This window comes from Pseudomonas sp. BP01 (assembly GCF_022760795.1).
GTDB classification, from domain to species: Bacteria; Pseudomonadota; Gammaproteobacteria; order Pseudomonadales; family Pseudomonadaceae; genus Aquipseudomonas; species Aquipseudomonas putida_Q.
On the sequence record NZ_JAFBKA010000011.1, the window covers coordinates 1 to 24,329 of the forward strand.

25 protein-coding genes and 2 pseudogenes are annotated in these 24,329 nt (G+C 63.1%); 5 read left to right on the forward strand and 22 right to left on the reverse strand.

Translation table 11 applies throughout. The features are described 5' to 3' along the window. Positions 1 to 176: 176 nt before the first annotated feature. Genes JOY50_RS11830 through JOY50_RS11850 form a run of 5 tightly spaced genes read right to left on the reverse strand, consistent with a single transcriptional unit; the run spans position 177 to position 4,473 of the window. The gene (locus JOY50_RS11830) at positions 177 to 593 is read right to left on the reverse strand and encodes a hypothetical protein (RefSeq protein ID WP_132845493.1); all 417 of its coding nucleotides are present in this window, start codon (positions 591 to 593) and stop codon (positions 177 to 179) included. Positions 594 to 621: 28 nt separating this feature from the next. Then, positions 622 to 1,575 carry a lysylphosphatidylglycerol synthase domain-containing protein gene (locus JOY50_RS11835; RefSeq protein WP_019470763.1) on the reverse strand — a complete coding sequence of 318 codons (954 nt, stop codon included), beginning with the start codon at positions 1,573 to 1,575 and terminating at the stop codon, positions 622 to 624. Further along, positions 1,575 to 2,777, reverse strand: coding sequence for a cardiolipin synthase ClsB (gene clsB / locus JOY50_RS11840; protein ID WP_243055206.1), 1,203 nt, complete (start codon positions 2,775 to 2,777; stop codon positions 1,575 to 1,577). The genes JOY50_RS11835 and clsB overlap by 1 nt, the downstream gene beginning before the upstream one ends. Next, positions 2,774 to 3,559 (reverse strand): endonuclease/exonuclease/phosphatase family protein, encoded by a 786-nt coding sequence (locus JOY50_RS11845; RefSeq protein ID WP_019470765.1) that lies wholly within the window; start codon positions 3,557 to 3,559, stop codon positions 2,774 to 2,776. The genes clsB and JOY50_RS11845 overlap by 4 nt, the downstream gene beginning before the upstream one ends. After that, positions 3,556 to 4,473 carry a DUF72 domain-containing protein gene (locus JOY50_RS11850; protein ID WP_243055207.1) on the reverse strand — a complete coding sequence of 306 codons (918 nt, stop codon included), beginning with the start codon at positions 4,471 to 4,473 and terminating at the stop codon, positions 3,556 to 3,558. Before JOY50_RS11850 ends, JOY50_RS11845 begins: the two co-directional genes overlap by 4 nt. Positions 4,474 to 4,748: 275 nt before the next feature. On the opposite strand from JOY50_RS11850, the gene JOY50_RS11855 reads away from it, so the two are divergent. Further along, positions 4,749 to 5,300 (forward strand): ATP-dependent Clp protease proteolytic subunit, encoded by a 552-nt coding sequence (locus tag JOY50_RS11855; protein WP_019470768.1) that lies wholly within the window; start codon positions 4,749 to 4,751, stop codon positions 5,298 to 5,300. A 58-nt stretch (positions 5,301 to 5,358) separates the two neighbouring features. On the opposite strand, the gene JOY50_RS11860 is transcribed toward JOY50_RS11855, so the two are convergent. After that, positions 5,359 to 5,757 carry an NUDIX hydrolase gene (locus JOY50_RS11860; protein WP_019470769.1) on the reverse strand — a complete coding sequence of 133 codons (399 nt, stop codon included), beginning with the start codon at positions 5,755 to 5,757 and terminating at the stop codon, positions 5,359 to 5,361. Positions 5,758 to 6,020: 263 nt separating this feature from the next. On the opposite strand from JOY50_RS11860, the gene JOY50_RS11865 reads away from it, so the two are divergent. The 3 genes and pseudogenes from JOY50_RS11865 to JOY50_RS11875 all read left to right on the forward strand — a co-directional run bounded on the left by JOY50_RS11865 (position 6,021) and on the right by JOY50_RS11875 (position 7,364). Then, positions 6,021 to 6,230 (forward strand): general stress protein, encoded by a 210-nt coding sequence (locus tag JOY50_RS11865; RefSeq protein ID WP_019470770.1) that lies wholly within the window; start codon positions 6,021 to 6,023, stop codon positions 6,228 to 6,230. 101 nt (positions 6,231 to 6,331) lie between these two features. Further along, positions 6,332 to 6,984 (forward strand): annotated as a pseudogene (locus tag JOY50_RS11870) (alcohol dehydrogenase catalytic domain-containing protein); the annotation flags it as partial. A 110-nt stretch (positions 6,985 to 7,094) separates the two neighbouring features. Further along, the gene (locus tag JOY50_RS11875; RefSeq protein ID WP_016487162.1) at positions 7,095 to 7,364 is read left to right on the forward strand and encodes a DUF6555 family protein; all 270 of its coding nucleotides are present in this window, start codon (positions 7,095 to 7,097) and stop codon (positions 7,362 to 7,364) included. Positions 7,365 to 7,440: 76 nt separating this feature from the next. Here the strand turns inward: JOY50_RS11875 and JOY50_RS11880 are convergent, their stop codons facing one another. From JOY50_RS11880 to paaF, 16 genes and pseudogenes are all read right to left on the reverse strand, one after another. After that, positions 7,441 to 7,611: a hypothetical protein gene (locus JOY50_RS11880; protein WP_019470772.1), complete on the reverse strand. Its 171-nt coding sequence runs from the start codon at positions 7,609 to 7,611 to the stop codon at positions 7,441 to 7,443. 222 nt (positions 7,612 to 7,833) lie between these two features. Then, complete coding sequence (gene paaZ / locus JOY50_RS11885; RefSeq protein WP_132845504.1) at positions 7,834 to 9,888, reverse strand: phenylacetic acid degradation bifunctional protein PaaZ; 2,055 nt, start codon at positions 9,886 to 9,888, stop codon at positions 7,834 to 7,836. A gap of 37 nt (positions 9,889 to 9,925) precedes the next feature. Further along, entirely contained in the window at positions 9,926 to 11,158 is a 1,233-nt protein-coding gene (locus JOY50_RS11890; protein WP_132845507.1) for an OprD family porin, read from the reverse strand. Between the two features lie 39 nt (positions 11,159 to 11,197). After that, positions 11,198 to 12,766: pseudogene (locus JOY50_RS11895) on the reverse strand (cation acetate symporter); the annotation flags it as partial. Then, positions 12,757 to 13,065, reverse strand: coding sequence for a DUF485 domain-containing protein (locus JOY50_RS11900; protein WP_016499671.1), 309 nt, complete (start codon positions 13,063 to 13,065; stop codon positions 12,757 to 12,759). The pseudogene JOY50_RS11895 and the gene JOY50_RS11900, both read right to left, overlap by 10 nt. 169 nt (positions 13,066 to 13,234) lie before the next feature. Then, positions 13,235 to 14,311, reverse strand: coding sequence for a 1,2-phenylacetyl-CoA epoxidase subunit PaaE (paaE, locus tag JOY50_RS11905; RefSeq protein ID WP_049276231.1), 1,077 nt, complete (start codon positions 14,309 to 14,311; stop codon positions 13,235 to 13,237). A gap of 15 nt (positions 14,312 to 14,326) precedes the next feature. Beyond that, positions 14,327 to 14,860, reverse strand: coding sequence for a 1,2-phenylacetyl-CoA epoxidase subunit PaaD (paaD, locus tag JOY50_RS11910; RefSeq protein ID WP_132845513.1), 534 nt, complete (start codon positions 14,858 to 14,860; stop codon positions 14,327 to 14,329). Continuing rightward, positions 14,847 to 15,605, reverse strand: coding sequence for a 1,2-phenylacetyl-CoA epoxidase subunit PaaC (gene paaC / locus JOY50_RS11915; protein WP_132845516.1), 759 nt, complete (start codon positions 15,603 to 15,605; stop codon positions 14,847 to 14,849). The genes paaD and paaC overlap by 14 nt, the downstream gene beginning before the upstream one ends. Positions 15,606 to 15,613: 8 nt before the next feature. Beyond that, positions 15,614 to 15,895, reverse strand: coding sequence for a 1,2-phenylacetyl-CoA epoxidase subunit PaaB (paaB, locus tag JOY50_RS11920; protein ID WP_004374528.1), 282 nt, complete (start codon positions 15,893 to 15,895; stop codon positions 15,614 to 15,616). A gap of 26 nt (positions 15,896 to 15,921) precedes the next feature. Further along, positions 15,922 to 16,911, reverse strand: a complete 990-nt coding sequence (gene paaA / locus JOY50_RS11925; protein WP_025754119.1) for a 1,2-phenylacetyl-CoA epoxidase subunit PaaA — start codon at positions 16,909 to 16,911, stop codon at positions 15,922 to 15,924. 214 nt (positions 16,912 to 17,125) lie between these two features. Further along, on the reverse strand, positions 17,126 to 18,445 hold the full coding sequence (gene paaK / locus JOY50_RS11930) for a phenylacetate--CoA ligase PaaK (RefSeq protein ID WP_132845518.1): 1,320 nt from the start codon (positions 18,443 to 18,445) through the stop codon (positions 17,126 to 17,128). Positions 18,446 to 18,566: 121 nt separating this feature from the next. After that, entirely contained in the window at positions 18,567 to 19,787 is a 1,221-nt protein-coding gene (pcaF, locus tag JOY50_RS11935) for a 3-oxoadipyl-CoA thiolase (protein ID WP_138736382.1), read from the reverse strand. Beyond that, a complete protein-coding gene (paaI, locus tag JOY50_RS11940) occupies positions 19,780 to 20,220 on the reverse strand; it encodes a hydroxyphenylacetyl-CoA thioesterase PaaI (RefSeq protein WP_019470782.1) in 441 nt (146 codons plus the stop codon). Before paaI ends, pcaF begins: the two co-directional genes overlap by 8 nt. Next, entirely contained in the window at positions 20,213 to 21,730 is a 1,518-nt protein-coding gene (gene paaH, locus JOY50_RS11945; protein WP_132845522.1) for a 3-hydroxyacyl-CoA dehydrogenase PaaH, read from the reverse strand. The genes paaI and paaH overlap by 8 nt, the downstream gene beginning before the upstream one ends. Positions 21,731 to 21,732: 2 nt before the next feature. Then, entirely contained in the window at positions 21,733 to 22,524 is a 792-nt protein-coding gene (gene paaG / locus JOY50_RS11950) for a 2-(1,2-epoxy-1,2-dihydrophenyl)acetyl-CoA isomerase PaaG (RefSeq protein WP_085615751.1), read from the reverse strand. Positions 22,525 to 22,558: 34 nt separating this feature from the next. Beyond that, positions 22,559 to 23,332, reverse strand: coding sequence for a 2,3-dehydroadipyl-CoA hydratase PaaF (gene paaF, locus JOY50_RS11955; protein ID WP_132845527.1), 774 nt, complete (start codon positions 23,330 to 23,332; stop codon positions 22,559 to 22,561). A gap of 351 nt (positions 23,333 to 23,683) precedes the next feature. On the opposite strand from paaF, the gene paaY reads away from it, so the two are divergent. Continuing rightward, on the forward strand, positions 23,684 to 24,283 hold the full coding sequence (gene paaY / locus JOY50_RS11960; protein ID WP_132845529.1) for a phenylacetic acid degradation protein PaaY: 600 nt from the start codon (positions 23,684 to 23,686) through the stop codon (positions 24,281 to 24,283). Positions 24,284 to 24,329: the final 46 nt, after the last annotated feature.

Genomic DNA, 24,329 nt, shown 5'->3' on the forward strand with positions numbered 1-24,329 from the left:
CTGTTCTAAATCCTTCACCACCCTCCAGATAAGCCTGGACGGCGGTGAGCTTGAATTGATCTGAATACTTGCTCATGTGAACACCCCAAGAAATTGGATTGGTGTCCAACTTCATGGGGGCAGTCCAATGACCGCACCAACTTACAAAATCTGAGCGAGATTATTTCCCCCAGGATTCAATGGGTCTGCCAGATGCCGTTGTTACGCTCGCAATCGGTGCGGGCCTGGCCCAGGCTGGGGGTGTCGTAATAATAGGTGATCACCCGCGCATCCTTGGGCAAAGCCGGCTTGTCGCCACCGATGGATTTGGGATTGGCCAGCGTTTCCTGGGTCAAAGGCGCAATGCAGCTGCCAACGCTGCCATCGGCACAGCGCGCTACCTTGCTCTTTTCGCTATTGAGCATGTCCTTGCTCTCGTTGCTGCACGACCAGTTGATGGCTTCGGCGGGCAGGTTGCTGTAGCTGTAGCAGGTGTGCCGCTCCACCGGCGTTACCGCGTCGCTGGACGAGCGGGTCAGCACGTCGCAGCCTTCGGCCAAGGCCTGGCCACCGGCCAGGCTGGCAACCATCAATATCAAGACATGTACACGCATTTGCCACCTCCAGGGCCAACGGCCCTTGTCAGGTCTGGGCGGGCTTGTCGCCCTGGCGCATGGCCTTGGCGCGCTTTTCCAGGATCAGGTAGGTCACCACTGCCAGCAGCAGCGGTATCAGGTAGTACAGCGTGCGGTAGCCGAGCAGGGCAGCCACCAGCGTGCCTTGGGCCATCTGCCCGTGCAGTAGGGCCAGGAACACCGCCTCAAGCACGCCAAGCCCCGCTGGGATATGCGCAACCACGCCTGCCACGCAGCTGATCAGCAGGATGCCGAGAATCGACGGGTAGAACGCTTCACCCGGCAGCAACCAAAAGATCAGCAGCGCCATCAGCGCCCAGTTGCTGGCGCCCAGCGCCACCTGGCACAGGGCCAGGCGCAGCGACGGGAGCGTCACCTCGTGTTCGCGCCAGCGCCAGGTGCGCTTGCTGGCAAAACCGCAGGCCAGCAGGTAACCCCCTGCTATAGCCAACAGTAGCAGGCCGATCAGGCGCAGGCCTGTAGCGCCCACCGCCCAGTTGCTGGGCAGCTCGACCAGGCCCAGGGCGAATACTGTGCCGGCCAGCAGCATGTAGCCCATCCAGTTGGTCAACAGGCCCAAGGTGAGGATACGTGTAATGGTCGCGGTATCCAGGCCCAGTCGGCCATAAAGCCGGTAGCGCAACGCAACGCCGCCTACCCAGGTAGTGAAGTTGAGGTTGAAGGCGTAGCACACGAAAGCAACTGGCAGCACCTGCCGGGCGGGCAGGTGGTGACCGGTGTAAGCCCGTGCCAGTAGGTCGTAGCTGGCAAATGTCAGGTAGCTGCACAGCGCAAGCGCCAGGCCGATGGCCAGGGTGCCAGGCTTGTAGGCCAGCAATGACTGGCGCACTTCGTTCCAGTCCAGGTTGCGTGCCAAGACGAACAGCAGCACAGGTATGAGAATCAGGAACGCCAGCGTGAACAGGCGTTTGCCCCAGGTTTGCCAGCCTTTGCGCGCCATCACGTATTGCCCTCGTGCAGGTCGCCCTGGGCTTCGACTTCCGGCTGCACCGAGCGCAGGCGCTGGCGGTGCGCGGGGAACCAGCCAGCAATGCGCGGAAAATTCCGGATGACGTGGAAACACACGAAAATCAGCGGTGCCCGCCACCAGTAACCTCGAATCATGCGCTCCAGGGTCACCGGCTTGCATTGCTCGCTGGCCAGGGCCTGCAGGTGCTGGTTCAGTTGCTGGTTGAAGGCGCGGTCACGGATGAACAGGTTGGCCTCCAGGTTGAACGACAGGCTCAGCGGGTCGAGGTTACTGGAGCCCACGGTGGCCCACTCGTCGTCCACCAGTGCAACCTTGCCGTGCAGGGGCCGCTGGCAGTACTCGTGAATCATCACGCCGTCGCGCAGCAGGTAGTTGTACAGCAGCCGTGAAAGTGCGCGGACCCAGCGCATGTCGGGCTGGCCCTGCAAGATCAACCGCACCTCCACGCCACGCCGGGCCGCGTTGCGCAGCTCACGCATCAGCCGGTAGCCCGGGAAGAAGTACGCATTGGCAACCACGATGCGTTGCTTGGCGCCACGAAATGCCTGGAGGTAGTGGTTTTCTATATCGGTACTGCGCAGCCCGTTGTCGCGTTCGACCAGCACGGCGGTGCTGGCCCCGGCAGGTTGGGTAACCGGGCGTACCGCGCTGGGTGGCTGCAGCACCGGCGACATCAGGCGCTTGCTGGCGGCATGCACCTGCGCCACCACCGGGCCGGTGACCTCCACGGCATAGTCCTGCTTGGCCATGGCGCCAAAATCGCCCAGATGGTCGGCGCTGTAGTTGATGCCGCCGATGAAGGCCCGCTCACCATCGACTACCACGATCTTGCGGTGCAGGCGCCGGAACAGGTTGGTGCGCATGCCCACCAGTCGGGGCTGTGGGTCGAATGCGTGGAAGCTCACGCCCGCATCGGTCATGGCCGAAATAAAACCGGCGGGCAGGTCGGCAGTACCGTACCCATCCACCGCCACTTCAACCCGCACACCGCGCCGGGCAGCGTCGATCAGCACCTGTTGCAATTGCTGGCCGACCTTGTCGTCAAAGATGATGAAGGTCTCCAGCAGTATTTCTTCGCGCGCCTGGGCCATGGCCTCGAATACGCGGGGGTAGTATTGCTCACCATTGATCAGCAACTGCACGCTGTTGCCGTCCACCCAAGGTCGATTCACAGGTTGATCTCCGCAGCCAGTGGGGCGTGGTCGGACAGGTGCGACCACGGGTAATTCGACAACACCTTCGCAGTGCTGGGCATGGCGTTGCGCAAATAGATGCGGTCCAGGCGCAGCAGTGGCAGGCGCGCGGGGAAACTGCGCGCCGGGGTGCCGAAGTGCTCGCCGAAAACCTCTATCAGGTGTTCGCACAGCACAGCATCCGCTTTCAGCCGCCAGTCGTTGAAATCGCCGGCGATAATTACCGGTGCTTTCGGCGGCAGGCTGGCCAGCAGGTCGAGCATCAGCTTTACCTGGCGCTGCCGGTGGGCTTCGCGCAGCCCCAGGTGCACGCACACCGCATGCACCTGGTCATGGCCCGGCACGTCCAGCTGGCAGTGCAGCAGGCCGCGCTGCTCATTGCCTTGGACTGACACATCCAGGTTGTTGAAGTGACTGATGGGGAATTTCGACAGCAGCGCGTTGCCGTGGTCGCCATGCGGGTACACCGCATTGCGGCCGTAGGCGAATTGCGGCCACATGCTGTCGGCGAGAAATTCATACTGCGGCGTTTCTGGCCAGGCCGGGTGGCGCAGGGCGTGCTGCTGGTGGCTGCCGTGCACCTCCTGGAGAAACACCAGGTCGGCGCCAGTGGCACGCACGGCCTCGCGCAACTCGGGCAGGATGAAGCGCCGGTTGAAGAAGGTGAAGCCCTTGTGCACGTTCAGTGTCAGCACGTTGAGCCGGCGTACCGCAGTGACCTTGTCGATGATGCATCGTGGGGCGGGCAGGGTCTTGTTCACAAGGCCACCTCCGGCAGTACGCCCGGTTCGGTCATCAGTTCATGGTCCAGCGACAGCTTCTGCAGCAGGCGGCGCGCATCGTAGGGGGCGTGAACTTTCTGGTCGTTGTCGAAATAGCAATAGACATCGCGCGTCGCCCGGCGTGGCGGGGAGCCCTGGACGATCAATTGCGCATCATCGACCTGGCTACCCTGGCTCCAGCGCTGGATGCGCTGCTTCCAGCGCCTGAGTGCGTTTGCGGTATACCCGCTGCTGTAGAGCTCGACATCGCCATGCAGGCGCATGTACACAAAGTCGGCGGTAACGTCTTCTACGTAGGGCCATTTACCTGCGCTGTCGGCAACCACCAAAGCGACCCGATGCTTGCGCAACAGCTTGATGAAGGCCTCACACAGGAAGCTCTCATTACGGATCTCCACAGCATGGCGCAAGCGTGCATTGCCTCGAATGTTCAGGCTGCCGTTGCCTTGCATGCGAGCCGCGCAGTGTTCGGCACATTCACGAGCCGCCTTGTGATTACGCGGCAGCAGTTCGAGAAAACGGGCAAACCGCTCTTCATCGAACTTCATGTTGGGCGGAAACTGCCAAAGGATCGGGCCGAGCTTTTTGCCTAGCAAAAGTGGCCCAGAGGCGAAAAAGTTGGCCACCGGCTCTTCGATCTCCTTCAGCCGCCGTACATGCGTGATATAGCGCGGCCCCTTGACCGCAAACACGAAGTCGTCCGGCGTCTCGTCACGCCAGCCCTGATAACGTTCGGGGGTTTGCAGGCTGTAGAACGAGCCATTTATCTCGATGCTGTTAAGCGCCCGCGAAGCGAATGCCAGTTCGTCATCCTGCCTCAGGCCCTTGGGGTAGAAGTCCTTGCGCCAGGGGCCATAGCGCCACCCGGAGATACCGATGCGGATATCGCTCACGCTGCCGTCCTCATGCCGGTTCTAGTTCGGTCGCTCTAAGGTGCGACTGGAAAAGACCGGTCAGGGTTCATCACGCTTGACCAACGGGTAAGACTCAGGCCGAGTTGAACTTTGCGGCGCCTTGCGTTTCCACCGCATACCCGCTTTGTGGAAGGGTGCGAGCATGAAATCCGACGGTTTTGCCCCCTGGCTGGCCAATCGGGCCGCCCGCCCGCTGAGCGTGGATGACGATGCGCAGCAGACCAAGGAATGACCTGCCACCCCTGGAGGCAAGCATGGCCAGACATATCATCCACTTCACCGGGCCGATCAACTCTTCGACCTGTGGCAACCTGATCAACACCTGTTCGCGGGCGCTGCAACAGGGCGCCGAGATCCTGCAACTGAACATCGCCACCATGGGCGGCGAGTGCAGTTATGGCTTTACCCTGTACAACTTCCTGCGGGCATTGCCGGTCGAGGTGCATACCCACAACCTGGGCACGGTGGAGTCCATGGGTAATATCCTGTTCCTGGCCGGGGAACGGCGCACGGCGTGCAGTTTCAGCAAGTTCCTGTTTCACCCGTTTCACTGGACCCTGCACGGGTCAGTGGACCATTCGCGCATGGCAGAGTATGCGATGAGCCTGGATTATGATTTGCGGTTATATGCGCAGATCGTTGCCGAACGAACCCAGGGGGCGACGGAAGTGCTGGATGTGCCGCGGTACCTGATGGCCTACCCGCGGATTCTGGGGCCACATGAGGCGCTGGATAGCGGGATGATTCATGCCATCGACGAGATGCCGATCGAGGCGCAGTCAGTTCAGTGGAGCGTGCATGCCTAGGGTTTGCCTTTGCCGGCCTCTTCGCAGCTGCGAAAACGCCCGCAAGGGATCACCAGGCTCACCGAACTGACGCGGCGGTGGCCCTGTCGCAGGCCAACAGCGAGCGGATCAGCATTTTGATCTCGCCCTTGAGCCCAGGCGCCTGGTCCAGGTGGGCAAAGCGGCAATCGGCAATTTCATGCCGCGCCTTGGGCTGGGGCGCGTCGGCAAACTCTGCTTCGAACACGTAATGCATACGCTCGGGGGCCTCGTGGCGCATCAACAAGGTTAGCGACTCGGCGCGCAACCCGGTCTCTTCCAGCAACTCACGCTCCGCAGCCTGCACAGGCGTCTCGCCAGGCTCGATCTTGCCACCGGGTAGGGTCCAGGCGCCGTTGGATTTTCTCACCCATAACCATTTATGAGTTTGCTTGCCATGCCGGCAGATGATGGTGGCGCGATCCTTGTTCAGCTTCATTCAGGCTCCTTGACGATGAGCTTATTGCATGAAGATTCGGCCGTTGGCGGCAATAAACGTTGCGTTTAACCCGACGAACGGTCAAGGCACCTTACCTGTCACTACCGCCTTGGGCCCGCCACGCAAACATTTTGCCGGCGTAAGTTTCGTGCCGCTGGTCAGTTGCCGGTAAACGCATTGAGCAGAGCCGGGCAACGGCGGCTCGGAAACTAGGCATGGCACAGATTGATGCCACTAGCCAATCCATCGCAAGGAGAACCCACATGGCGCAGGATCAAGAGCGGACAAGCCAGCGCGGCGGTACCAAGGAAACCAACCCGGGTAACTTCGCCAATGACCGGGAAAGGGCTTCGCGTGCGGGTCACAAGGGGGGCCAGGCGTCTGGCGGCAATTTCGCCAACGACCGACAGCGTGCCTCGGAAGCCGGCCGCAAGGGTGGCCAGAACAGCCACGGCGGGGGCCGCACCCCGTGAGTGAATTCACTCACTGAATGCCCAGTACCCACCAAGTACCCGGCAGCGATTTCGGGTTTGCCGACCCGGAATCGCGCCATGACTTGCCAGGAGAAACGAGCATGCGCGCATTGACCTACCACGGCGCAGGGGATGTCCGCGTCGACAACGTTGCCGAGCCCGACCTGCAGGAAGACGACGACATGGGCATCGTCGAAGAGGTGGGCAGCGCGGTAACCGCTGTGCGCCCGGGTGGCCGGGTGGTGATCCCGTTTGTCATCGCCTGCGGTGACTGCTTTTTCTGCCAGCACGACCTGTTTGCCGCCTGCGAAACGACCAACACGTGGCGCGGCGCGCTGCTGAACAAGAAGGCCATCCCGTCTGGCGCAGCGCTGTTCGGCTACAGCCACCTGTATGGCGGCATACCTGGCGGGCAGGCTGACTATGTGCGGGTGCCCAAGGGCAATGTGGGGCCGTTCAAGGTACCGGGGCACCTGGCCGACGATCAGGTGCTGTTTCTTTCGGACATTCTGCCCACAGCCTGGCAGGCAGTGCTCAATGCCGAGGTTAGCAAAGGCTCGTCACTGGCAATCTATGGCGCAGGCCCGGTCGGGCTGCTGTCTGCCGCCTGCGCACGCATGCTGGGGGTGGAGCAGATCTTCATGGTCGATGAATGCGGCTACCGCCTGGACTATGCCCACCAGCCTATGGGGTGATTCCGGTCAATTTTGCCCATGACGACGACCCGGCCGATACCCACGCTACTAAAATGCCGTAGCACGCTGGAATGGCCGCTTGTGCCAATTGTTCGACAAAATTTTGAATCTTCTGGCCATGGCCCGATCAATCAGGTTGTCATCCATGGAGAAGAGGAGGCCCCCTGCGATGCCTAGCCCACAGCTTTACATCATCGATTACCAACTGCATGGCCAACCGCGCAGTTTCATCATTCGCCTGGAACGCCTGGATAATGCCGAAGCCTGGCATTGGGCAAGTTGCGATGCGGGCATCGGCATCATTCCCAAATTCGGGCGTGAGAAGATCAAGAAGATCAGCCGGCCAATGGCTGAGCGCTACGGGATTACCGGCGTGAGCTGGCGGATTTCGGGGAGCAAGCCGAGCCAGTCGGTGGGAGACCCGGCGGCGATGGTGTAATACCACCTCAGCCGGGCATACAACCATGCTGCAGCGTGCTGACCAGCTGCAGCATGGTGGGTCGATAAACCCTTTGTCAGGCGCCGGACTCGGGGTCACTGGCCGGGACGCCGGGGCGATTGTCCTCGTCGTCGGTCACATTGGGGTCGGCATCCGGGTCATCCGCTTGGTCGTTGCGGCGATCCGGTTCAAGCTCCGGCCAGTCATCCTGCACATTGCCGCCACCCATCCGCAGTAAGTAATCCATCGTGCAATCCTCGTCTCTGATCCTCATGGGTTAAGAGCGACAGATCTATGACAGAAGTCCTTTGAATGCCGGCAGTCGCTGACCAACGGTGGTCTAGCGTTGTGTAACTTTTGCGGGCCTCTTCGCGGGTGAACCCGCTCCCACAGGGACAGCACAACCTTTGAAATGTGTGAGGTTCCTGTAGGAGGGGGTTACCCGCGAGCGGCCCGCAAGGTCAACAGGTCACTCCGGCTGTTTCAACACCAGGGTCAGGATGTCATAGCTGGCCACCAGCTCACCCAGCTGGTTGGTCACCTCCACATCCCACGCCACCACCCCCTGCGGCTGGCCCAGCGGGCTGGTCTTGCCCTGGTCGATCTTGCGCTTGCAGGTCAGGCGCGCCTGGATGGTATCGCCGATGCCCACCGGGTTGATGAAGCGCAGCGTATCCAGGCCATAGTTGGCCAGCACCGGCCCGGCACCGGGCGACACGAACAGCCCGGCTGCAGCCGACAGCACGAAGTAACCGTGGGCGATGCGTTTACCGAACTGCGATTGCTTGGCCGCGATTTCGTCAAAGTGCATGTAGAAATGGTCGCCCGACAGGCAGCCGAAGTTCACCAGGTCGGCTTCGGTCACGGTGCGGCGGTGGGTGAGCAGCGATTCACCGATGCGCAACTGCTCGAAGTAGCGGCGGAACGGGTGCACTTCGCTCTCGATCACTTCGCCACCGCGCACGTATTCGCCGGTAACCGCCGTGAGCATGCTCGGCGAGCCTTGTACGGCAGCGCGTTGCAGGTAATGCTTGACCGCGCGCAAGCCACCCAGCTCTTCACCGCCGCCGGCGCGGCCCGGACCGCCGTGCTTGAGCTGTGGCAGCGGCGAGCCGTGGCCGGTGGATTCCTTGGCGGCTTCACTGTCGAGTACCAGCAGGCGGCCATGCCAGGCCGCCGCCACCGGAATGGCCTTGGCGGCGATGCTGCGGTCGGCGGTGACCAAGGTCGCCACCAGGCTGCCTTTGCCCCGTGCGGCCAGTACCAAGGCTTCGTCGAGGTCGTCGTAGGCCATCAGCGTGCTGACCGGGCCGAACGCTTCGATATCGTGGGCGCCGCCTTCGGCATGCGGGTCGCGGGCCTGCAGCAGGGTCGGGGCAAAGAATGCGCCCTCGGCCACACCATCGCCCCGCGGGGCGAAGCCATCGCTGGCGCCGAACAGCTGATCACAGCTTTGCAGCAGGCTGCGCACCCGCTCGGCCACGTCGTGCTGCTGGTCGTGGGAGGCCAGGGCGCCCATGCGTACGCCTTCCAGCGACGGGTCACCCACTACCACCTTGCTCAAACGCTCGCGCAAGCGCGTGGCAACGGCGTCGATGTGTTTGGCCGGCACGATGGCGCGGCGGATGGCGGTGCACTTCTGCCCGGCTTTGGTGGTCATTTCACGCACCACCTCCTTGATGTACAGGTCGAACTCTTCGCTGTCCGGGGTGACGTCCGGGCCGAGGATGGCGCAGTTCAGCGAGTCGGCTTCGGCGGTGAACGGTACCGAATTACGTATCAGGTTGGGCGTGACGCGCAATTTGGCGGCGGTATCGGCGGAACCGGTGAAGGTCACCACGTCCTGGCCTTGCAGGCGGTCGAGCAAGTCGCCGGTGCTGCCGATCACCAGTTGCAGGCTGCCCTCTGGCAGTAGGCCGGAGGCGTTCATCAGGCGTACGACGGCTTCGGTCAGGTAGCTGGTGGAAGTGGCCGGCTTGACGATGCACGGCATGCCCGCCAGGAAGGTCGGGGCGAACTTCTCCAGCATGCCCCAGATGGGGAAGTTGAAGGCGTTGATGTGCACCGCCACCCCTGCGCGCGGCACCAGGATGTGGCTGCCGGCAAAGTGACCTTGCTTGCCCAGCGCGATGGCCGGGCCCTCGTGCACCAGGTTGCCCGACGGCAGCTCGCGGCTGCCGATGCCGGCGTAGGCGAACAACGTGGCGTTGCCGCCTTCGATGTCGATCCAGCTGTCGGCACGGGTGGCGCCACTGTGGTGCGACAAGGCATACAATTGTTCCTTGCGCTCCGCCAGGTACAGGGCCAGCGCTTTCAGGCGTGCAGCGCGTTGCTGGAAGTCCATGGCCATCAGGCTGGCGAGGCCGCGAGCACGGGCGAAGTCGACGGCTTCGGCGAAGTCCGGGCGCTCTTCGTGGCTGTAGGCCAGTACGTGGCCGTCGAGGGCGCTGCGCAGGGCCTGGGCGCCGTGCTGGCCAAGCCAGCGGCCAGCGATAAAGCTTTGCAGAGTAGGGGCGGCAGACATGCTGTTCTCCATGCTGTTCAAATGTAGGGGGGCGCTGTTACCACAGCGCCAGGGTGTAGCCGATGATCAGGCGGTTTTCGTCCACGGCGTTGGTCAGCCCATTGCCGGAACGGAACGTGACGTTGCGCCAGCGCAGGCTGACGTCCTTCAACGGGCCGCTCTGGATGACGTAGGTGATGTCGGTGTCGCGTTCGCGCTCGCGGCCATTGCTGACAGTGGCGGTTTCGGCGTGACGGCCGTCGGTGTAGCGCGTCATGAAACTCAGGCCGGGGATGCCCATGGCGACAAAGTCGTAGTCATAGCGCACTTGCCAGGAGTCCAGCCCGGCACGGGTGAAGGTGTTGTAGGTCACCAGGTTGACGGTGAACGGGTCGCCGCCGTTGACGAACGGGAAGGCACTGTCGCCCGACATCTGTTGCCAGGTGGCGGTGAACTTGTGCGCCCGCACGCCGAGGGTGAACATGGCGTTGAAGTTGCGGTTATCAATGTTGCCAGCACGCTCGGCGCCGTCGTTGCGGCTGTCGAAGTAGCGCAGGTCGCTGCGCAGGCTCACGCCTTCACTCAAGGGGCGGGTATCGATCAGACCGACGAACTGCTGGCGGTAGATGTCCTCGAGCTTGGCGTAGTAGTAGCTGACGCTGGTTTGCGGGGTGATGGCGTAGCTGCCACCGCCAAAGTCCAGGTGGTCACTGCTGGCAGCGCCATAGCCGATGTCGTCGCGGCCCGAGGAGTCGCGCAGGTTGGCCTTGGTCAGGCGGCCGGCGTTGACGGTAAGGCCATCGAGATCCTGGCTGGTCAGCAGGCCGCCCTGGAAGGTGGACGCCAGCAGGCGGGTGTCGTTGTATACCACCACCGGCAGGATAGGCTGCAGCGTGCCCAGGCGCAGGGTGCTTTTGGACACGCGGATTTTGCCGGTCAGGCCCAGTTCGCTGTAATCATCAACCGGTTCGTGGCTGTTCGGGCCGAAGGGCAGCAGCCCGGTATTGCGGCGGTCGCGGCTGGAGTCGAGCTGGATACCCAACTGGCCCATGGCGTCGACGCCAAAACCGACCGGGCCCTCGGTGAAGCCCGATTCCAGCTTGGCGGTGAAGCCCTGGCCCCATTCCTCTGCCTTGGCCTGCGGGGCGTTGCTCTGGCGAAAGTCGCGGTTGATGTAGTGGTTGCGCAGCTCCAGGCGTGCGTGGCTGTCGCCGATGAAATCGGCCATCGCCGGCACTGGCAACGCAAGTGTGGCCAGGCAGGCAGCTGACATGAAGTGTGTGCGGTTCATTGTTGTTGTTTTACCCGACATGGTTGTTCGTCCTTGAGGTCAGTGCTTGCTGGCGCCGGCAGCGCCGATACCGGTCATGGAGCGGATGAACTGGGCCAGGTAGCGGCCTCGCTCTTCACTGGCACGTTCGGAGCTGTCGGTAACCGAGAACACCCACGCACTGAGGAATGCCAGGCTCATGGAGAACAACGCCGGGTTGCTGTACGGGAACAGCGCTTTCTCGTGATGCAGCACGTTGACCCACACTGCCGGGCCCAGTACCACCAGCAGCACCGCCGACGCCAGGCCGGCCATGCTGCCGCACACCGCGCCGCGGGTGGTCAGGCCTTTCCAGAACATCGAAAGGAGCAGTACCGGGAAGTTGACCGAGGCAGCCACCGCCAGCACCAGGCCGGAGAGGAAGGCGATGTTCTGCGACTCGAACATCAGGCCGAGCATTACCGCCAGCAGGCCGATCAGCAGGGTGGCGATACGCGATACGCGCATTTCCTCCTGCTCGGTGGCCTTGCCTTGGCGGAACACGCAGGCATACAGGTCGTGGGACACCGCCGAAGCGCCGGAGAGCGCCAGGCCGGCGACCACGGCCAGAATGGTGGCGAAGGCCACGGCAGAGATGAAGCCAAGGAACAAGTTGCCACCGACAGCCTGGGCCAGGTGCACGGCGATCATGTTGCCGCCGCCAATGATTGCACCGGTCGCGTCGCGGTAGGACGGCTCGGTGCCGACCATCACGATGGCACCAAAGCCGACAATGATCAGCAGCAGGTAGAAGTAACCGATGAAACCGGTGGCGTAGAACACGCTCTTGCGTGCTTCCTTGGCATCACTGACGGTAAAGAAGCGCATCAGGATATGCGGCAGGCCGGCAGTGCCGAACATCATGCCCAAGCCGAGGGAAATGGCATCCACCGGGTTGGATAGCAGGCCGCCCGGGGCCATGATGGCCTGGCCCTTGGCATGCACGGCCACGGCGCTGGCGAACATGGCCTCGGTGCTGAAACCAAAGTGCTTGAGCACCATGAACGCCATGAAGCTGGTGCCCGACAGCAGCATCACCGCCTTGATGATCTGCACCCACGTGGTGGCGAGCATGCCGCCGAAGGTCACGTAGGCAACCATCAGTACGCCGACCAGCATCACGGCGTACAGGTAGCTGATGCCGAACAGCAGCTCGATCAGCTTGCCGGCACCGACCATCTGCGCCACCAGGTACATCAGTGCCACGACCAGGGTGCCGAACGCCGAAGTCAGGCGCACCGGGGTTTGTGCCAGGCGGTAACTGACTACATCGGCAAAGGTGTACTTGCCCAGGTTGCGCAGGCGTTCGGCGATCAAAAACAGAATGATCGGCCAGCCGGCCAGCACGCCCAGGGCATACAACAGGCCGTCATAGCCGTTCATGAACATCATCGCGGAAATGCCCAGGAAGGAGGCGGCGCTGATCATGTCGCCGGCAATCGCCAGGCCGTTCTGCATGCCGGTCAGGCCCCCACCGGCGGTATAGAAGTCGCTGGCCGAACGGGTGCGCAAGGCCGCCCAGCGGGTGACCAGCAGGGTGAAGCAGACGAACACCATGAACATCGAGATGGCGGTCCAGTTCATTGTGCGCACTCCTGCTTGACCTTTTCGTTGAGCGGGTCGAGCACATTGTTGGCGCGGTGCACGTAGATGCCGGTCAGGGCAAAGGACAGCAACACCATCAGCACGCCCACCAGCATGCCGACGGTAGTCACACCGCCGCTGAGGGACTGGCCAAGCGTGCTGGGAGAGAACGCCACCAACAGGACGAAGCCGTAGTAGATCACCAGCATGGCCAGGGTCAGGCTGCCGTTGAGGCGGCGTTTACGCCGCACCAGGTGTTGGAAATCGGGGTGGTTGGCGATGCTTTCTATGCGTTCGGGTGTCATGGCAAGCGATCTCTTGGTTTTGTAATTGTTTTGTTGAGGTCACGCGGGTGTTGCGGTATTGCAAAGGGCCTCTTCGCGGGCATGCCCGCTCCCACAGGGAGGATGTTGTCCTCAGCCTTTGTGCGGTGCCTGTGGGAGCGGGCGCGCCCGCGAAGCAGGCGGGGCGGTCTTAAAGCTGGTCGAAGTCGAGCACCACCTTGTCGCTCACCGGGTAGGTCTGGCACGACAGCACATACCCGGCTGCCACTTCGTAGTCTTCCAAGGCATGGTTGCTGTCCATTTCCACTTCCCCCTCGATCACCCGGCATTTGCAGGTCGAGCACACGCCGGCCTTGCACGAGTAGGGCAGTTCCGCACCGATGGCATTGCCAGCGTCCAGCACGTTCTGGGTGTTGCGTGGCAAGTCGAAGGTGAGGGCACGGCCGTCGCTGATCACGGTGATGTGGCTGAGCGCGGAATCCACCTGACGCGCGGCCTCACGGGCTTCGCGGCGGGTTTCGCTGCCGGCGGCGGCGAACAGCTCGAAATGAATGCGCTCCTTGCCCAGGCCATTGGCCTGCAGGCTGTCACGCACGGTTTCGGTCATCGCCTGGGGGCCGCAGATGAAGGCGGCGTCCAGGCCTGGCACATCCAGCCAACGGGAGAACAGCTGGCCGCACTTGTCCGCATCGATGCGACCGTTGTACAGGTCGACATCCTGCTGCTCGCGGCTGAACACGAAAATCAGGTTCAGCCGGTCGAGGTAGCGGTTTTTCAGGTCTTCGAGCTTGTCGCGGAACAGCGCGCCAGAGCTGGAGCGGTTGCCGTACAGCAAGGTGAAGCGGCTGTGCGGCTCACTGTCCAGGGTGGTGCCAATAATCGACAGGATTGGGGTAATGCCGCTACCAGCGGCCACGCCCAGGTAATTGCCCTGGCGGGCAGCGTCCAGCGGCACGAAGAAGCTGCCCGCTGGCGGCATCACCTCCAGTTGCTGGCCGGCCTTGAGCACTTCATTGGCAAACGCCGAGAAACGCCCGCCTGGCACGCGCTTGACTGCCACGCGCAGCTCGCCGTCCTGCACGGCGCTGCAGATAGAGTAAGAGCGGCGGACCTCTTCGTTGTCCAGTTGCGTACGCATGACCAGATACTGGCCCTGGGTAAAGCGGAACTGCGCCTGCAGGTGCTCGGGCACGTCGAAGGCAATCGAAACCGCATCACGGGTTTCGTTGCGCACTTGCTTGATGGTCAGGCTGTGAAACTGGCTCATGGCGTTCTCCACGGCTCAAATGCATTTGAAATAGTCGAACGGCTCCAGGCACTCGCGGCAGCGGTACAGCGCCTTGCAAGCGGTAGAACCGAACTGGCTGAGCAATTCGGTATGGGCGCTGCCGCACTGCGGGCAGCACACCTGGGGCGCTTCACCAAGCAGGCTGCGCTTGCTGGCGCTGCCTTGCGGCGGGGCGATGCCGTAGAGGCGCAGGCGCTCGCGGCCCAGCGCGCTGATCCAGTCGGTGCTCCAGGCCGGGGTCAAGCGGCGCTCAAGATCCGGTGCGGGGAAACCCGCCTGCTCCAGCGCCTGGCGGATATCACCCTCGATCACCTCGGTTGCCGGGCAGCCGGAGTAGGTCGGCGTCACCACCAGGTGCAGGTGGCCGGCGCGCCAGTCGAGGTCGCGGACTATTCCCAGGTCGACCACGCTGACAACAGGCACTTCCGGGTCCATGACCTGGGCCAGGACCTCCCAGGCCCGGGCCAGGTCGTCGCCGCGTGGCGGCCGCGCGCCACGGTCGCCGGCGATCAGCTCACCAGGTTGCATCGGGGTAAGCCCTTGGCAGGAACTGCATCTCGGCCAGCAGCAGCCCCAGGTGCTCGGTGTGCAGGCCTTTGCGACTGTCCAGGTAGAAGTGGCTGGCAGCCTTGGGCAGCGGCAGCTCGACCGACGCGAAAGTCTCGCTCACCTGTTTGAGCCACGCAGCACCCACGGTGGCAGGGTCGGCGGCAATATCCGCTTCGGCCAACAGCACCTCGTTGTCGCTAGCGGCCGTCAGTTCGACGGTGAAGCGCCACAGTGCCGCAATGGCGGCGAGCATGCGTTGGCGGCTTTCTTCTGTACCGCCCCCCATGCGCTGCACCCACTCGCTGGAACGGCGCAGGTGGTAGGTGACTTCCTTGAGTGCCTTGGCGGCGATACCGGCGATACGCTCGTCGCGGGACCCGACCAAGCCCTGTAGCACGGCGAAGTGCCAGGCGTCGTAGAGGAACTGCTTGGTCATGGTCACGGCGAAATCACCGTTGGGTTGCTCGACCAGCAGCAGGTTGCGGTAGGCGCGCTCGTCTCGGCGAAAGGCCAGGGCGTCGGCGTCGCGACCGTCGTCAAGCAGTTCGGCTGCGTATTCCAGCCAGTTGCGCGCCTGGCCGACCAGGTCGAGGCCAACGTTCATCAGGGCAAGCTCTTCTTCGATGGCAGGGGCATGGCCGCACCATTCGCAGAGGCGCTGGCCTTGGACCAGGGCACTGTCGCCGAGCAGCAGCAGGTAAGGGATCAGGGCTTCGTTGTGCATGGCCAACCTCACATGTGTCCGACTTCATCGGGCAGCTCGTAGAAGCTGGCATGGCGGTAGACCTTGTCGTCCGAAGGAGCGAACAGCGGGTCTTTCTCGTCGGGGGAGGAGGCGGTGATAAGCGCCGAAGGCACCACCCACAGGCTGACGCCCTCGCTGCGGCGGGTGTACAGCTCGCGGGCATTTTCGATGGCCATGGCGGCGTCGGCGGCGTGCACGCTGCCGACATGCTTGTGGTTAAGGCCGTGCTTGCTGCGCACGAACACTTCGTAGAGGGTCCAGACAGACATTTTTCGATCTCCGCATCAATCGCCGCTCAGGCGGCGTTCTTGTTCTGTTGCTTGCGCGCGTAGGCCACGGCGGCCTCGCGTACCCAGGCGCCGTCCTCGATGGCCTTGCGGCGGGTGGCGACACGTTCCTGGTTGCACGGGCCGTTGCCCTTGATCACCTCGTAAAACTCGTCCCACTGGATTTCGCCGAAGTCGTAGTGACCGCGCTCGGCGTTCCACTTCAGTTCAGGGTCGGGGGCCGTGCAGCCGAGCAGTTCGAGCTGCGGCACGGTCTGGTCGATGAAACGCTGGCGCAGTTCGTCGTTGGTCTGGCGCTTGATCTTCCAGGCCATGGACTGGGCGCTGTTTGGGGAGTGTTCGTCGCTGGGGCCGAACATCATCAGCGATGGCCACCACAGGCGATTGATCGCGTCCTGGACCATGTCGCGCTGGGCCTGGGTGCCGTGACGCATCATGGTCAGGAGAATTTCGTAGCCCTGGCGCTGGTGGAAGCTCTCTTCCTTGCAGATACGGATCATCGCGCGGGAGTAGGGGCCGTACGAGGTGCGCTGCAGGACCACCTGGTTGACGATTGCGGCGCCATCCACCAGCCAGCCCACTGCGCCCATGTCGGCCCAGCTGAGGGTGGGGTAGTTGAAGATGCTCGAGTACTTGGCCTTGCCGCTATGCAGCTTGGCGATTTCTTCGTCGCGGTCGGCGCCCAGGGTTTCCATGGCGCTGTACAGGTACAGGCCGTGGCCGGCTTCATCCTGGATCTTGGCCATCAGTTGCAGCTTGCGCTTGAGGCTAGGGGCACGGGTGACCCAGTTGCCTTCGGGCAGCATGCCGACGATTTCCGAATGGGCGTGCTGGGAAATCTGCCGGATCAAGGTCTGGCGGTAGGCCTCGGGCATCCAGTTCTTGGCTTCGATCTTGATTTCGGCGTCGATCTTTTCCTGGAAGTTGCGTTCCTCGGGGGACATTTCCTCCAGCGACTTGACGCGCTTGACTCCGGTTTCCACTAGCTGTGCGTACATGTGCGGCGACTCCTGCTAAGGCATGAGTCATTTGTAAGCGATACAAAACATAACGTCAAACTGTTTTATGTGTATCAAATAAGATTTGTGTATCGCTTTTCGGCCTCTTCGCGGGTAAACCCGCTCCCACAGGGGTTGTGGGCACCTGTAAGCGCGTATAAAACGCAAAAAAAAGCCCCGGACAATGCCGGGGCCGACAAGGCAGCCGAATGAATCAGCTGGCCAACCGTTTGTCGTACACGTGGCACGCCTTGCCCTCTGAACGCTTGAGCGTGCCGCAAGGCTGCAGGTGCACCTGGGTACTGATGCCGATGTAAGTCTTGATCTGCTTGCTCAGCTCCCCGATGACCAGCTTGCGCTGGCCTTCATCGAGGTGCTGGCACTCTGCACGCAATTCAACATGCACCTCGACACTGTCCAGGTTGCCATTGCGATACAGGTGAATCTCATACATTTCTGAAAGCTGTTTTATTTTTAGCACCTGCTCCTCGATCTGGGTCGGGAACACGTTGACGCCGCGAATGATCAGCATGTCGTCGCTGCGCCCGGTGATCTTGCCGATCCGCCGCATCGGCCTGGCGGTACCGGGCAGCAGGCGGGTGAGGTCGCGGGTGCGGTAGCGCACCATCGGCAGCGCCTCTTTGCTTAGCGAGGTGAACACCAGTTCGCCCAGCTGGCCGTCTGGCAAAACCTGGCCGGTGACTGGGTCGATGATCTCGGGGTAGAAGTGGTCTTCCCAGATGGTCGGGCCGTCCTTGGTCTCGATGCACTCCATTGCCACGCCGGGGCCCATGATTTCCGAGAGCCCGTAGATGTCGAGGGCATCGATACCCAGGCGCTGCTCGATCGAGCGGCGCAGCTCATCGGTCCAGGGCTCGGCACCGAAAATGCCCAGGCGCAGCTTGAGGTCATGCGGGTCGATGCCCTGGCGCTCAATCTCGTCGGCCAGGTTGAGCATGTAGGACGGCGTTACCATGATGATGTCGGGCTGGAAGTCGCGGATCAGTTGGACCTGCTTCTCGGTCTGGCCACCGGACATCGGGATTACCGTGCAGCCCAGGCGCTCGGCGCCGTAATGCGCGCCAAGCCCCCCGGTGAACAGGCCGTAGCCGTAGGAAACATGCACCTTGTCACCTTTGCGCCCGCCAGCAGCGCGGATCGAACGGGCGACCACATTGGCCCAGGTATGAATGTCGTTCTGCGTATAGCCGACCACCGTGGGCTTGCCGGTGGTACCACTGGAAGCATGCAGGCGTACCACTTCCTCCTGAGGGACGGCAAACATGCCGTAGGGGTAGTTGTCGCGCAGGTCGTTCTTGCCGGTGAAGGGGAACTTCGCCAGGTCTTCCAGGCACTTGAGGTCATCGGGGTGGGCGCCGCATTCGGCAAAGCGCTGGCGGTACAACGGCACATTGTCGTAGGCGTGCTTCAGGCTCCAGCGCAGGCGCTCCAGCTGGTGCTGGCGCAGGGCGTCGACGCTGGCGGTTTCCATCGGGTCCAACAGGGCACGGTCGGCATCATGGTACATGTTCATGGCTTCACTCGAATTGTTCTTGTACGCCGCGCAGCGCCGGTTGCGGGCCGCGCGGTGAGTGTCATGAGCGCAGCATATACGGCTGCGTTCGGTTCGGTAACAGGCTGACGGTCTGATCCGCTCAGAGGCGCTCGATGACCATGGCGATACCCTGGCCAACGCCAATGCACATGGTGCACAGGGCATAGCGGCCGGCGGTATCTTCCAGTTCGTGCAGCGCGGTGGTCACCAGGCGTGCACCGCTCATGCCCAGCGGATGGCCGAGGGCGATGGCCCCGCCGTTGCGGTTGACGCGGGGGTCGTCGTCGGCCAGGCCCAGTTCGCGCAACACTGCCAAGCCCTGGGCGGCGAAGGCTTCGTTGAGCTCGATGACGTCCAGGTCGGCCAGCGACAAACCCGTCAGTTCAAGAACCTTGCGGGTTGCCGGCACCGGGCCGATGCCCATCAGCCGCGGCTCGACCCCGGCCACCGCCATGCCGACGATACGGCCGCGGGCTTTCAAACCATGGCGACGGGCAGCAGCGCTGCTGGCCAGCAGCAAGGCGCAGGCGCCGTCGTTGACACCGGAGGCATTGCCGGCGGTGACGCTACCGCCCTCACGGAATGGCGTGCCGAGGCGGGCCAGCTGTTCCAGCGTCGTGTCACCGCGCGGATGTTCATCGTGTTCGACCAGTTTGGGCGGGCCTTTGCGTTGCGGGATCTCGACCGGCACGATTTCTTGCGCCAGGCGGCCCCGGGCCTGGGCAGCGGCCGCCTTGTGCTGGCTGCGCAGCGCGAAGGCATCCTGGTCGGCGCGAGAGATGGCAAACTGTTCCGCGACGTTTTCAGCTGTTTCCGGCATCGAATCGGTGCCGTAGGCAGCCTTCATCAGCGGATTGACAAAGCGCCAACCGATGGTGGTATCGAACAAGTCGGCTGCGCGGCCGAAGGCCTGCTCCGACTTGCCCATGACGAACGGCGCGCGTGACATCGACTCCACGCCGCCGGCCAGCATGAGCCCGGCTTCGCCGCAACGCAGGGCGCGCGCAGCGTTGCCGATGGCGTCCAGGCCGGAACCGCACAGGCGGTTGATCGTGGTCCCCGGGACTTCGAGTGGCAGCCCGGCCAGCAGGCTGGCCATGTGGGCCACGTTGCGGTTGTCTTCGCCAGCCTGGTTGGCACAGCCAAGGATGACGTCATCAACGGTCCGCCAGTCAAGCTCCGGGTGGCGCTGGATCAAAGCCTTGAGCGGGATGGCCGCCAGGTCATCGGCCCGCACGCTACTCAACGCCCCGGCATAGCGGCCAATGGGGGTGCGCACGGCGTCGATGATCAGGGCGTCGGCGAGGGTGTGTTCAGTCATCTTGCGTCTCCTGCGCCAGCACGGTGCCGCGCACTTTGTAGGATTTGCCATGGAACATCGCCACCAGCTCACCGCGCTGGTTGTGGATGCGCACGTCGTACAGGCCGGTGCGGCCTTTGCGGCTGACCTCGCTGGCGTCTGCGGTGAGCACGTCATCGCGCAGCGCCGGGGCCAGGTAGTCGATGCTGCAGCCCAGTGCCACGGTGGCCTGGTCGTAGCTATTACAAGCGAAGGCAAAAGCCGAATCGGCCAGGGCGAACAGGAAACCGCCATGGCAGGTGCCATGACCCTGGATCATGTCGGCGCGTACCGGCATGCGCAGGCTTGCCCGGCCCGGGCCGGCATCCAGCAGGCTGATGCCCAGGCCCTGAGTGGCCGGGTCGCGGGCATACATGGCATCGGCACAGGCTTGTGCCAGTTCGAGTTCAGTCATACAGGGTGCCTCCTTTGGCCTCACAACGACGTAACAGCAGAGAAGGGCGATAGCGGCTCTCGCCGTAGCTGCGCTGCAGGTTGTCGAGCACGCGCAAGGTGTGGGCAATGCCGATGCTCGTAGCCCAGGCCAGCGGGCCACAGGGGTAATTGACACCGGCGCGCATGGCCAGGTCGATGTCAGCGGCGCTGCCGACGCCCTGCAACACGGCATCGGCGGCCTCGTTGGCGAGCATTGCCACGGTGCGCAGCACTACCAGGCCGGGCAGGTCGGCGACCGCAGTCACCTTGAGGCCAGCCCGCTGCAGCAGGGCCACCGCCTGGTCGCGAGCGGTTTCGGTGGTATCGGCCGACCAGCTGATGGCAATACGCGAGGCGGTGCTGTAGTCCAGCGCAAGATCGAGCAGCACCAGGTTGCGCAGGCCATCTTCACGGGCGCGCTGGCTGGCGAGGCGGCCATCGGACAGTGCCAGGGTGGCATCACCGACCTGGATCACGCCGCTGCCGGCGCGCTGAGTGACGGCAATCCCATTACGGCGCAGGCGTTCGGCCAGTGGCTGCAGCACACCCAGATGCCCCTCGATAACACAGGCTTCGGCGCTGGCGGGGCTGTGCAGTTCGGCCGGCGCTGGGCGCTGCGTGCCTTCGGCGTAGCTATAGAAGCCTTGGCCACTCTTGCGGCCGAGGCGGCCGGCATCCACCAGCTCTTTTTGCAGCAGTGAAGGCTGGAAGCGGAAATCCCCATAGAATGCGTCGAACACCGAGCATGTAACGGCGTAGTTGACGTCGTGGCCGATCAGGTCGGTAAGCTCGAACGCCCCCATGCGGAAACCACCCGCATCACGGAGCAGCGCATCGAGGCTGGCGCAATCGGCGGCTCCTTCCTGCAGCATGCGCAAGCTTTCGGCGTAAAAAGGCCGCGCCACACGGTTGACAATAAAGCCCGGTGTCGAACGCGTGCGCACCGGCTGTTTGCCCCAGGCCTGGGCGGTATCGTAGATACACGCGGCCACGGCCGGTTCGGTTGCCAGGCCCGACACCACCTCGACCAGCGCCATCAGCGGTGCCGGGTTGAAGAAGTGCATGCCAACCACTTGCTGCGGGCGTACAAGGCCGGCAGCAAGGCTGGTGATGGACAGCGACGAAGTGTTGCTGGCAATGATGCAATCAGCCGTGCACAGGGCTTCGAGCTGACTGAACAGCGCCTGCTTGACCTGCAGGTTCTCGACGATGGCTTCGATCACCAGGCCGGCATCAGCCAATGCTTCGAGCGTGTCGACCGGGCACAGCCGAAGGCTGATCATTTCGCGCTCTACGGCCTGTAGCTTGCCTTTTTCCACGAGCCGGGCGAGTTGCCGTTCAATACCGGCCACTGCCTGGGCGGCAGCCCCCGGGCGGTTGTCGTAGAGCTTCACCGGGTGACCGGCCTGCGCCGCGACCTGGGCGATGCCGGCCCCCATGGCGCCGGCACCGATCACCGCTACTTGCACGTTGCTTGCGAGTGCGGCCATGTTCAGCGCCCCTTGAAAGCGGGTGTGCGCTTGTTCATGAAGGCGCTCACGCCTTCACGGTAGTCTTCGCTGCGCCCGGCCAGGCGTTGCAGGTCGCGCTCAAGTTCCAGCTGTTCATCGAAGCCGTTGTCGAAACTGGCATTGAGGCTGCGCTTGATCAGGGCCAGTCCGTAGGTGGGCTGGGTGGCGAGCTGGCGGGCGAGGGTGAGGGCTTCGTCACGCAGTGCAGCATCGTCTACCACGCGATGGATCAGCCCCCATTGCTGGGCTTGTTCGGCGCCAAGGCGCTCGCCCAGCATGGCCAGTGCTTTAGCCCGCGCCATGCCGACCAGGCGCGGCAGCAACCAGGTACCTCCAGAGTCCGGCACCAGGCCGATTTTGCAAAATGCCTGAATGAAGCTGGCCGATCGGGCGGCCAGCACCAGGTCGCAGGCCAGCGGGATATTGGCACCGGCGCCGGCGGCCACACCGTTTACCGCACAGATCACCGGCAGCGGCAGGTCGCGCAGGGTGCGCACCAACGGGTTGTAGAACTTGTCGATCGATTCGCCCAGGTCTGGCACCTCGGCGCCTGGGGCGACGTTACGGTCGGACAGGTCCTGGCCGGCGCAAAAGCCGCGGCCCTCAGCCGTCAGCAGCAATACCCGCGCCTCACTGCTCTGGCGAACCTGCTTGAGTGCTTCGCGCACTTCCAGATGCATGGCGGTGTTGAAGCTGTTCAGCTGCTCGGGGCGATTCAAAGAGAGGAGGGCGACGCCGTCCTCGATGGAAAACAGGATGTGCTGGAAAGTCATGACAGACTCGCTCCGTCGGTCGAGGGGTAGGTGATCAGCGGCCTTGGAAGCGGGCCTGGCGCTTTTCCTGGAAGGCGCGAATGCCTTCGTCGCGGTCTGCCGTGCCGGCCAGCAGGGTGAATGCATGGCGTTCGAAGCGCAGGCCACTGGCCAGGTCGGTATCACCGGCCTTGAGCAGCGCCTCTTTTGCCAGGCGCACTGCCAGCGGCGCCTTGGCGGCGATGCTGCGGGCGATCTGCATGGCGCGTTCTACGGTGAATTCGGGCTGGGTTATTTCGCTGACCAGGCCGGCCTGCTGGGCGTGACGGGCAGTGATGACTTCGCCCGTCAGCACCATCTGCATGGCCAGCGGCTTGCCGACGGCACGCAACAGGCGCTGGGTACCGCCGGCACCGGGGATGATGCCTAGGTTGATCTCCGGCTGGCCGAAGCGGGCGTCGGTACCGGCGATGACGATGTCGGCACACATCACCAATTCGCAACCGCCACCCAGGGCGTAGCCGTTGACTGCAGCAATCAGCGGCTTGGCAAAGGCGCCGATGCGTTGCCAGTGGGCTACTCGAGGGTCGTTGAGGATGCCGACCAGGTCGCGCTCGGCCATTTCGCGGATGTCAGCGCCTGCGGCGAATGCCTTGCGGCTGCCGGTGACCACCACAGCGCCGGTCTGGTCATCCTGGGCGGCTGCATCCAGCGCAGTGGCCAGTTCTGCCAGTAACTCGGTGCACAGGGCGTTCAGTGCCTCGGGCCGTTGCAGGGTAATGAGCTGAACGCCGTGTTCCGGCGCCTGCACATCGAGATATCGCGGCATGTCGGGTTCCTCTGGCTGCACGCACGGCACATCGTGGGGCCGGCATTTCTTGGAATTGTTTGCAGGGGCGTGACGCTGGATCACGACCAGGTGAGGTCAGTATATGCATTACGCGATACACAAAATCAATAGTGAAGTGTTTTGACGTATCTCTTATTAGAGACCTGGCGCTACATCCCGAGAACGATTTGTGACGATTAAAGCTGCTTTTGGCCTGATTTTGCTGGCTACCTGTGCGGTTCAGCTTCGAATCTATGCCGAGGGGAATGTGATACACGGGAAGATAGATTGACGGCGCTTATTTTTGTGATACAAGATCGATTGCCATTTCAAATCATTTCCGGAGCTTTCATGCCTTGCTATCGACTGGACGGCCTGACGCCTGTGGTTCACCCGACTGCCTACGTGCACCCAAGTGCAGTACTGATCGGTGACGTCATCGTCGGCCCTCGTTGCTACATAGGCCCCCTGGCATCGCTCAGGGGCGATTTCGGCCGCATTGTGCTGGAGGAGGGCGCCAACCTGCAGGACACCTGCGTGATGCACGGATTTCCGGGTGGCGACACGGTAGTAGAACGCAACGGGCATGTCGGGCATGGCGCGGTGTTGCACGGCTGCAAAGTGGGGGAGGACGCATTGATCGGCATGAACGCAGTGGTGATGGATGGCGCCCATATCGCGCCACGCTGCATCGTCGCGGCGACCGCGTTCGTCAAAGCCGGCTTCGCATGCGAAGCGCAAAGCCTGGTGATGGGGTCGCCGGCCCAGGTCAAACGGCCCTTGAGCGAACAGGAGTTGGCCTGGAAGCAGCGCGGTACCGCGGAGTATCAGCACCTGGCGCAGCGCTGCATGAACAGCATGGTCGAATGCCCGCCATTGGCCGAAGCCGAACCGGGGCGGCCGCGCATGGAAGACACCGGTGTCAGACCCAAAGGCCAGGCAACGGCATGAGCCTGGTAGCGTCACGCAATGGTCAGGCGGCCCGCCGCACAGGTAT

Coding starts and splice junctions, on each gene's coding strand:
- paaB (WP_004374528.1), bottom strand. CDS start 15,895: ATGTCTGTCTGGACCCTCTACGAAGTGTTCGTGCGCAGCAAGCACGGC.
- paaE (WP_049276231.1), bottom strand. CDS start 14,311: ATGAGCCAGTTTCACAGCCTGACCATCAAGCAAGTGCGCAACGAAACC.
- paaI (WP_019470782.1), bottom strand. CDS start 20,220: ATGACTGAACTCGAACTGGCACAAGCCTGTGCCGATGCCATGTATGCC.
- paaH (WP_132845522.1), bottom strand. CDS start 21,730: ATGGCCGCACTCGCAAGCAACGTGCAAGTAGCGGTGATCGGTGCCGGC.
- JOY50_RS11890 (WP_132845507.1), bottom strand. CDS start 11,158: ATGAACCGCACACACTTCATGTCAGCTGCCTGCCTGGCCACACTTGCG.
- JOY50_RS11875 (WP_016487162.1), top strand. CDS start 7,095: ATGCCTAGCCCACAGCTTTACATCATCGATTACCAACTGCATGGCCAA.
- JOY50_RS11855 (WP_019470768.1), top strand. CDS start 4,749: ATGGCCAGACATATCATCCACTTCACCGGGCCGATCAACTCTTCGACC.
- paaA (WP_025754119.1), bottom strand. CDS start 16,911: ATGTACGCACAGCTAGTGGAAACCGGAGTCAAGCGCGTCAAGTCGCTG.
- paaC (WP_132845516.1), bottom strand. CDS start 15,605: ATGCACAACGAAGCCCTGATCCCTTACCTGCTGCTGCTCGGCGACAGT.
- JOY50_RS11900 (WP_016499671.1), bottom strand. CDS start 13,065: ATGACACCCGAACGCATAGAAAGCATCGCCAACCACCCCGATTTCCAA.
- JOY50_RS11880 (WP_019470772.1), bottom strand. CDS start 7,611: ATGGATTACTTACTGCGGATGGGTGGCGGCAATGTGCAGGATGACTGG.
- paaK (WP_132845518.1), bottom strand. CDS start 18,445: ATGAACATGTACCATGATGCCGACCGTGCCCTGTTGGACCCGATGGAA.
- JOY50_RS11860 (WP_019470769.1), bottom strand. CDS start 5,757: ATGAAGCTGAACAAGGATCGCGCCACCATCATCTGCCGGCATGGCAAG.
- JOY50_RS11865 (WP_019470770.1), top strand. CDS start 6,021: ATGGCGCAGGATCAAGAGCGGACAAGCCAGCGCGGCGGTACCAAGGAA.
- paaY (WP_132845529.1), top strand. CDS start 23,684: ATGCCTTGCTATCGACTGGACGGCCTGACGCCTGTGGTTCACCCGACT.
- pcaF (WP_138736382.1), bottom strand. CDS start 19,787: ATGACTGAACACACCCTCGCCGACGCCCTGATCATCGACGCCGTGCGC.
- paaD (WP_132845513.1), bottom strand. CDS start 14,860: ATGCAACCTGGTGAGCTGATCGCCGGCGACCGTGGCGCGCGGCCGCCA.
- paaF (WP_132845527.1), bottom strand. CDS start 23,332: ATGCCGCGATATCTCGATGTGCAGGCGCCGGAACACGGCGTTCAGCTC.
- JOY50_RS11835 (WP_019470763.1), bottom strand. CDS start 1,575: ATGGCGCGCAAAGGCTGGCAAACCTGGGGCAAACGCCTGTTCACGCTG.
- paaG (WP_085615751.1), bottom strand. CDS start 22,524: ATGACTTTCCAGCACATCCTGTTTTCCATCGAGGACGGCGTCGCCCTC.
- JOY50_RS11830 (WP_132845493.1), bottom strand. CDS start 593: ATGCGTGTACATGTCTTGATATTGATGGTTGCCAGCCTGGCCGGTGGC.
- paaZ (WP_132845504.1), bottom strand. CDS start 9,888: ATGTCTGCCGCCCCTACTCTGCAAAGCTTTATCGCTGGCCGCTGGCTT.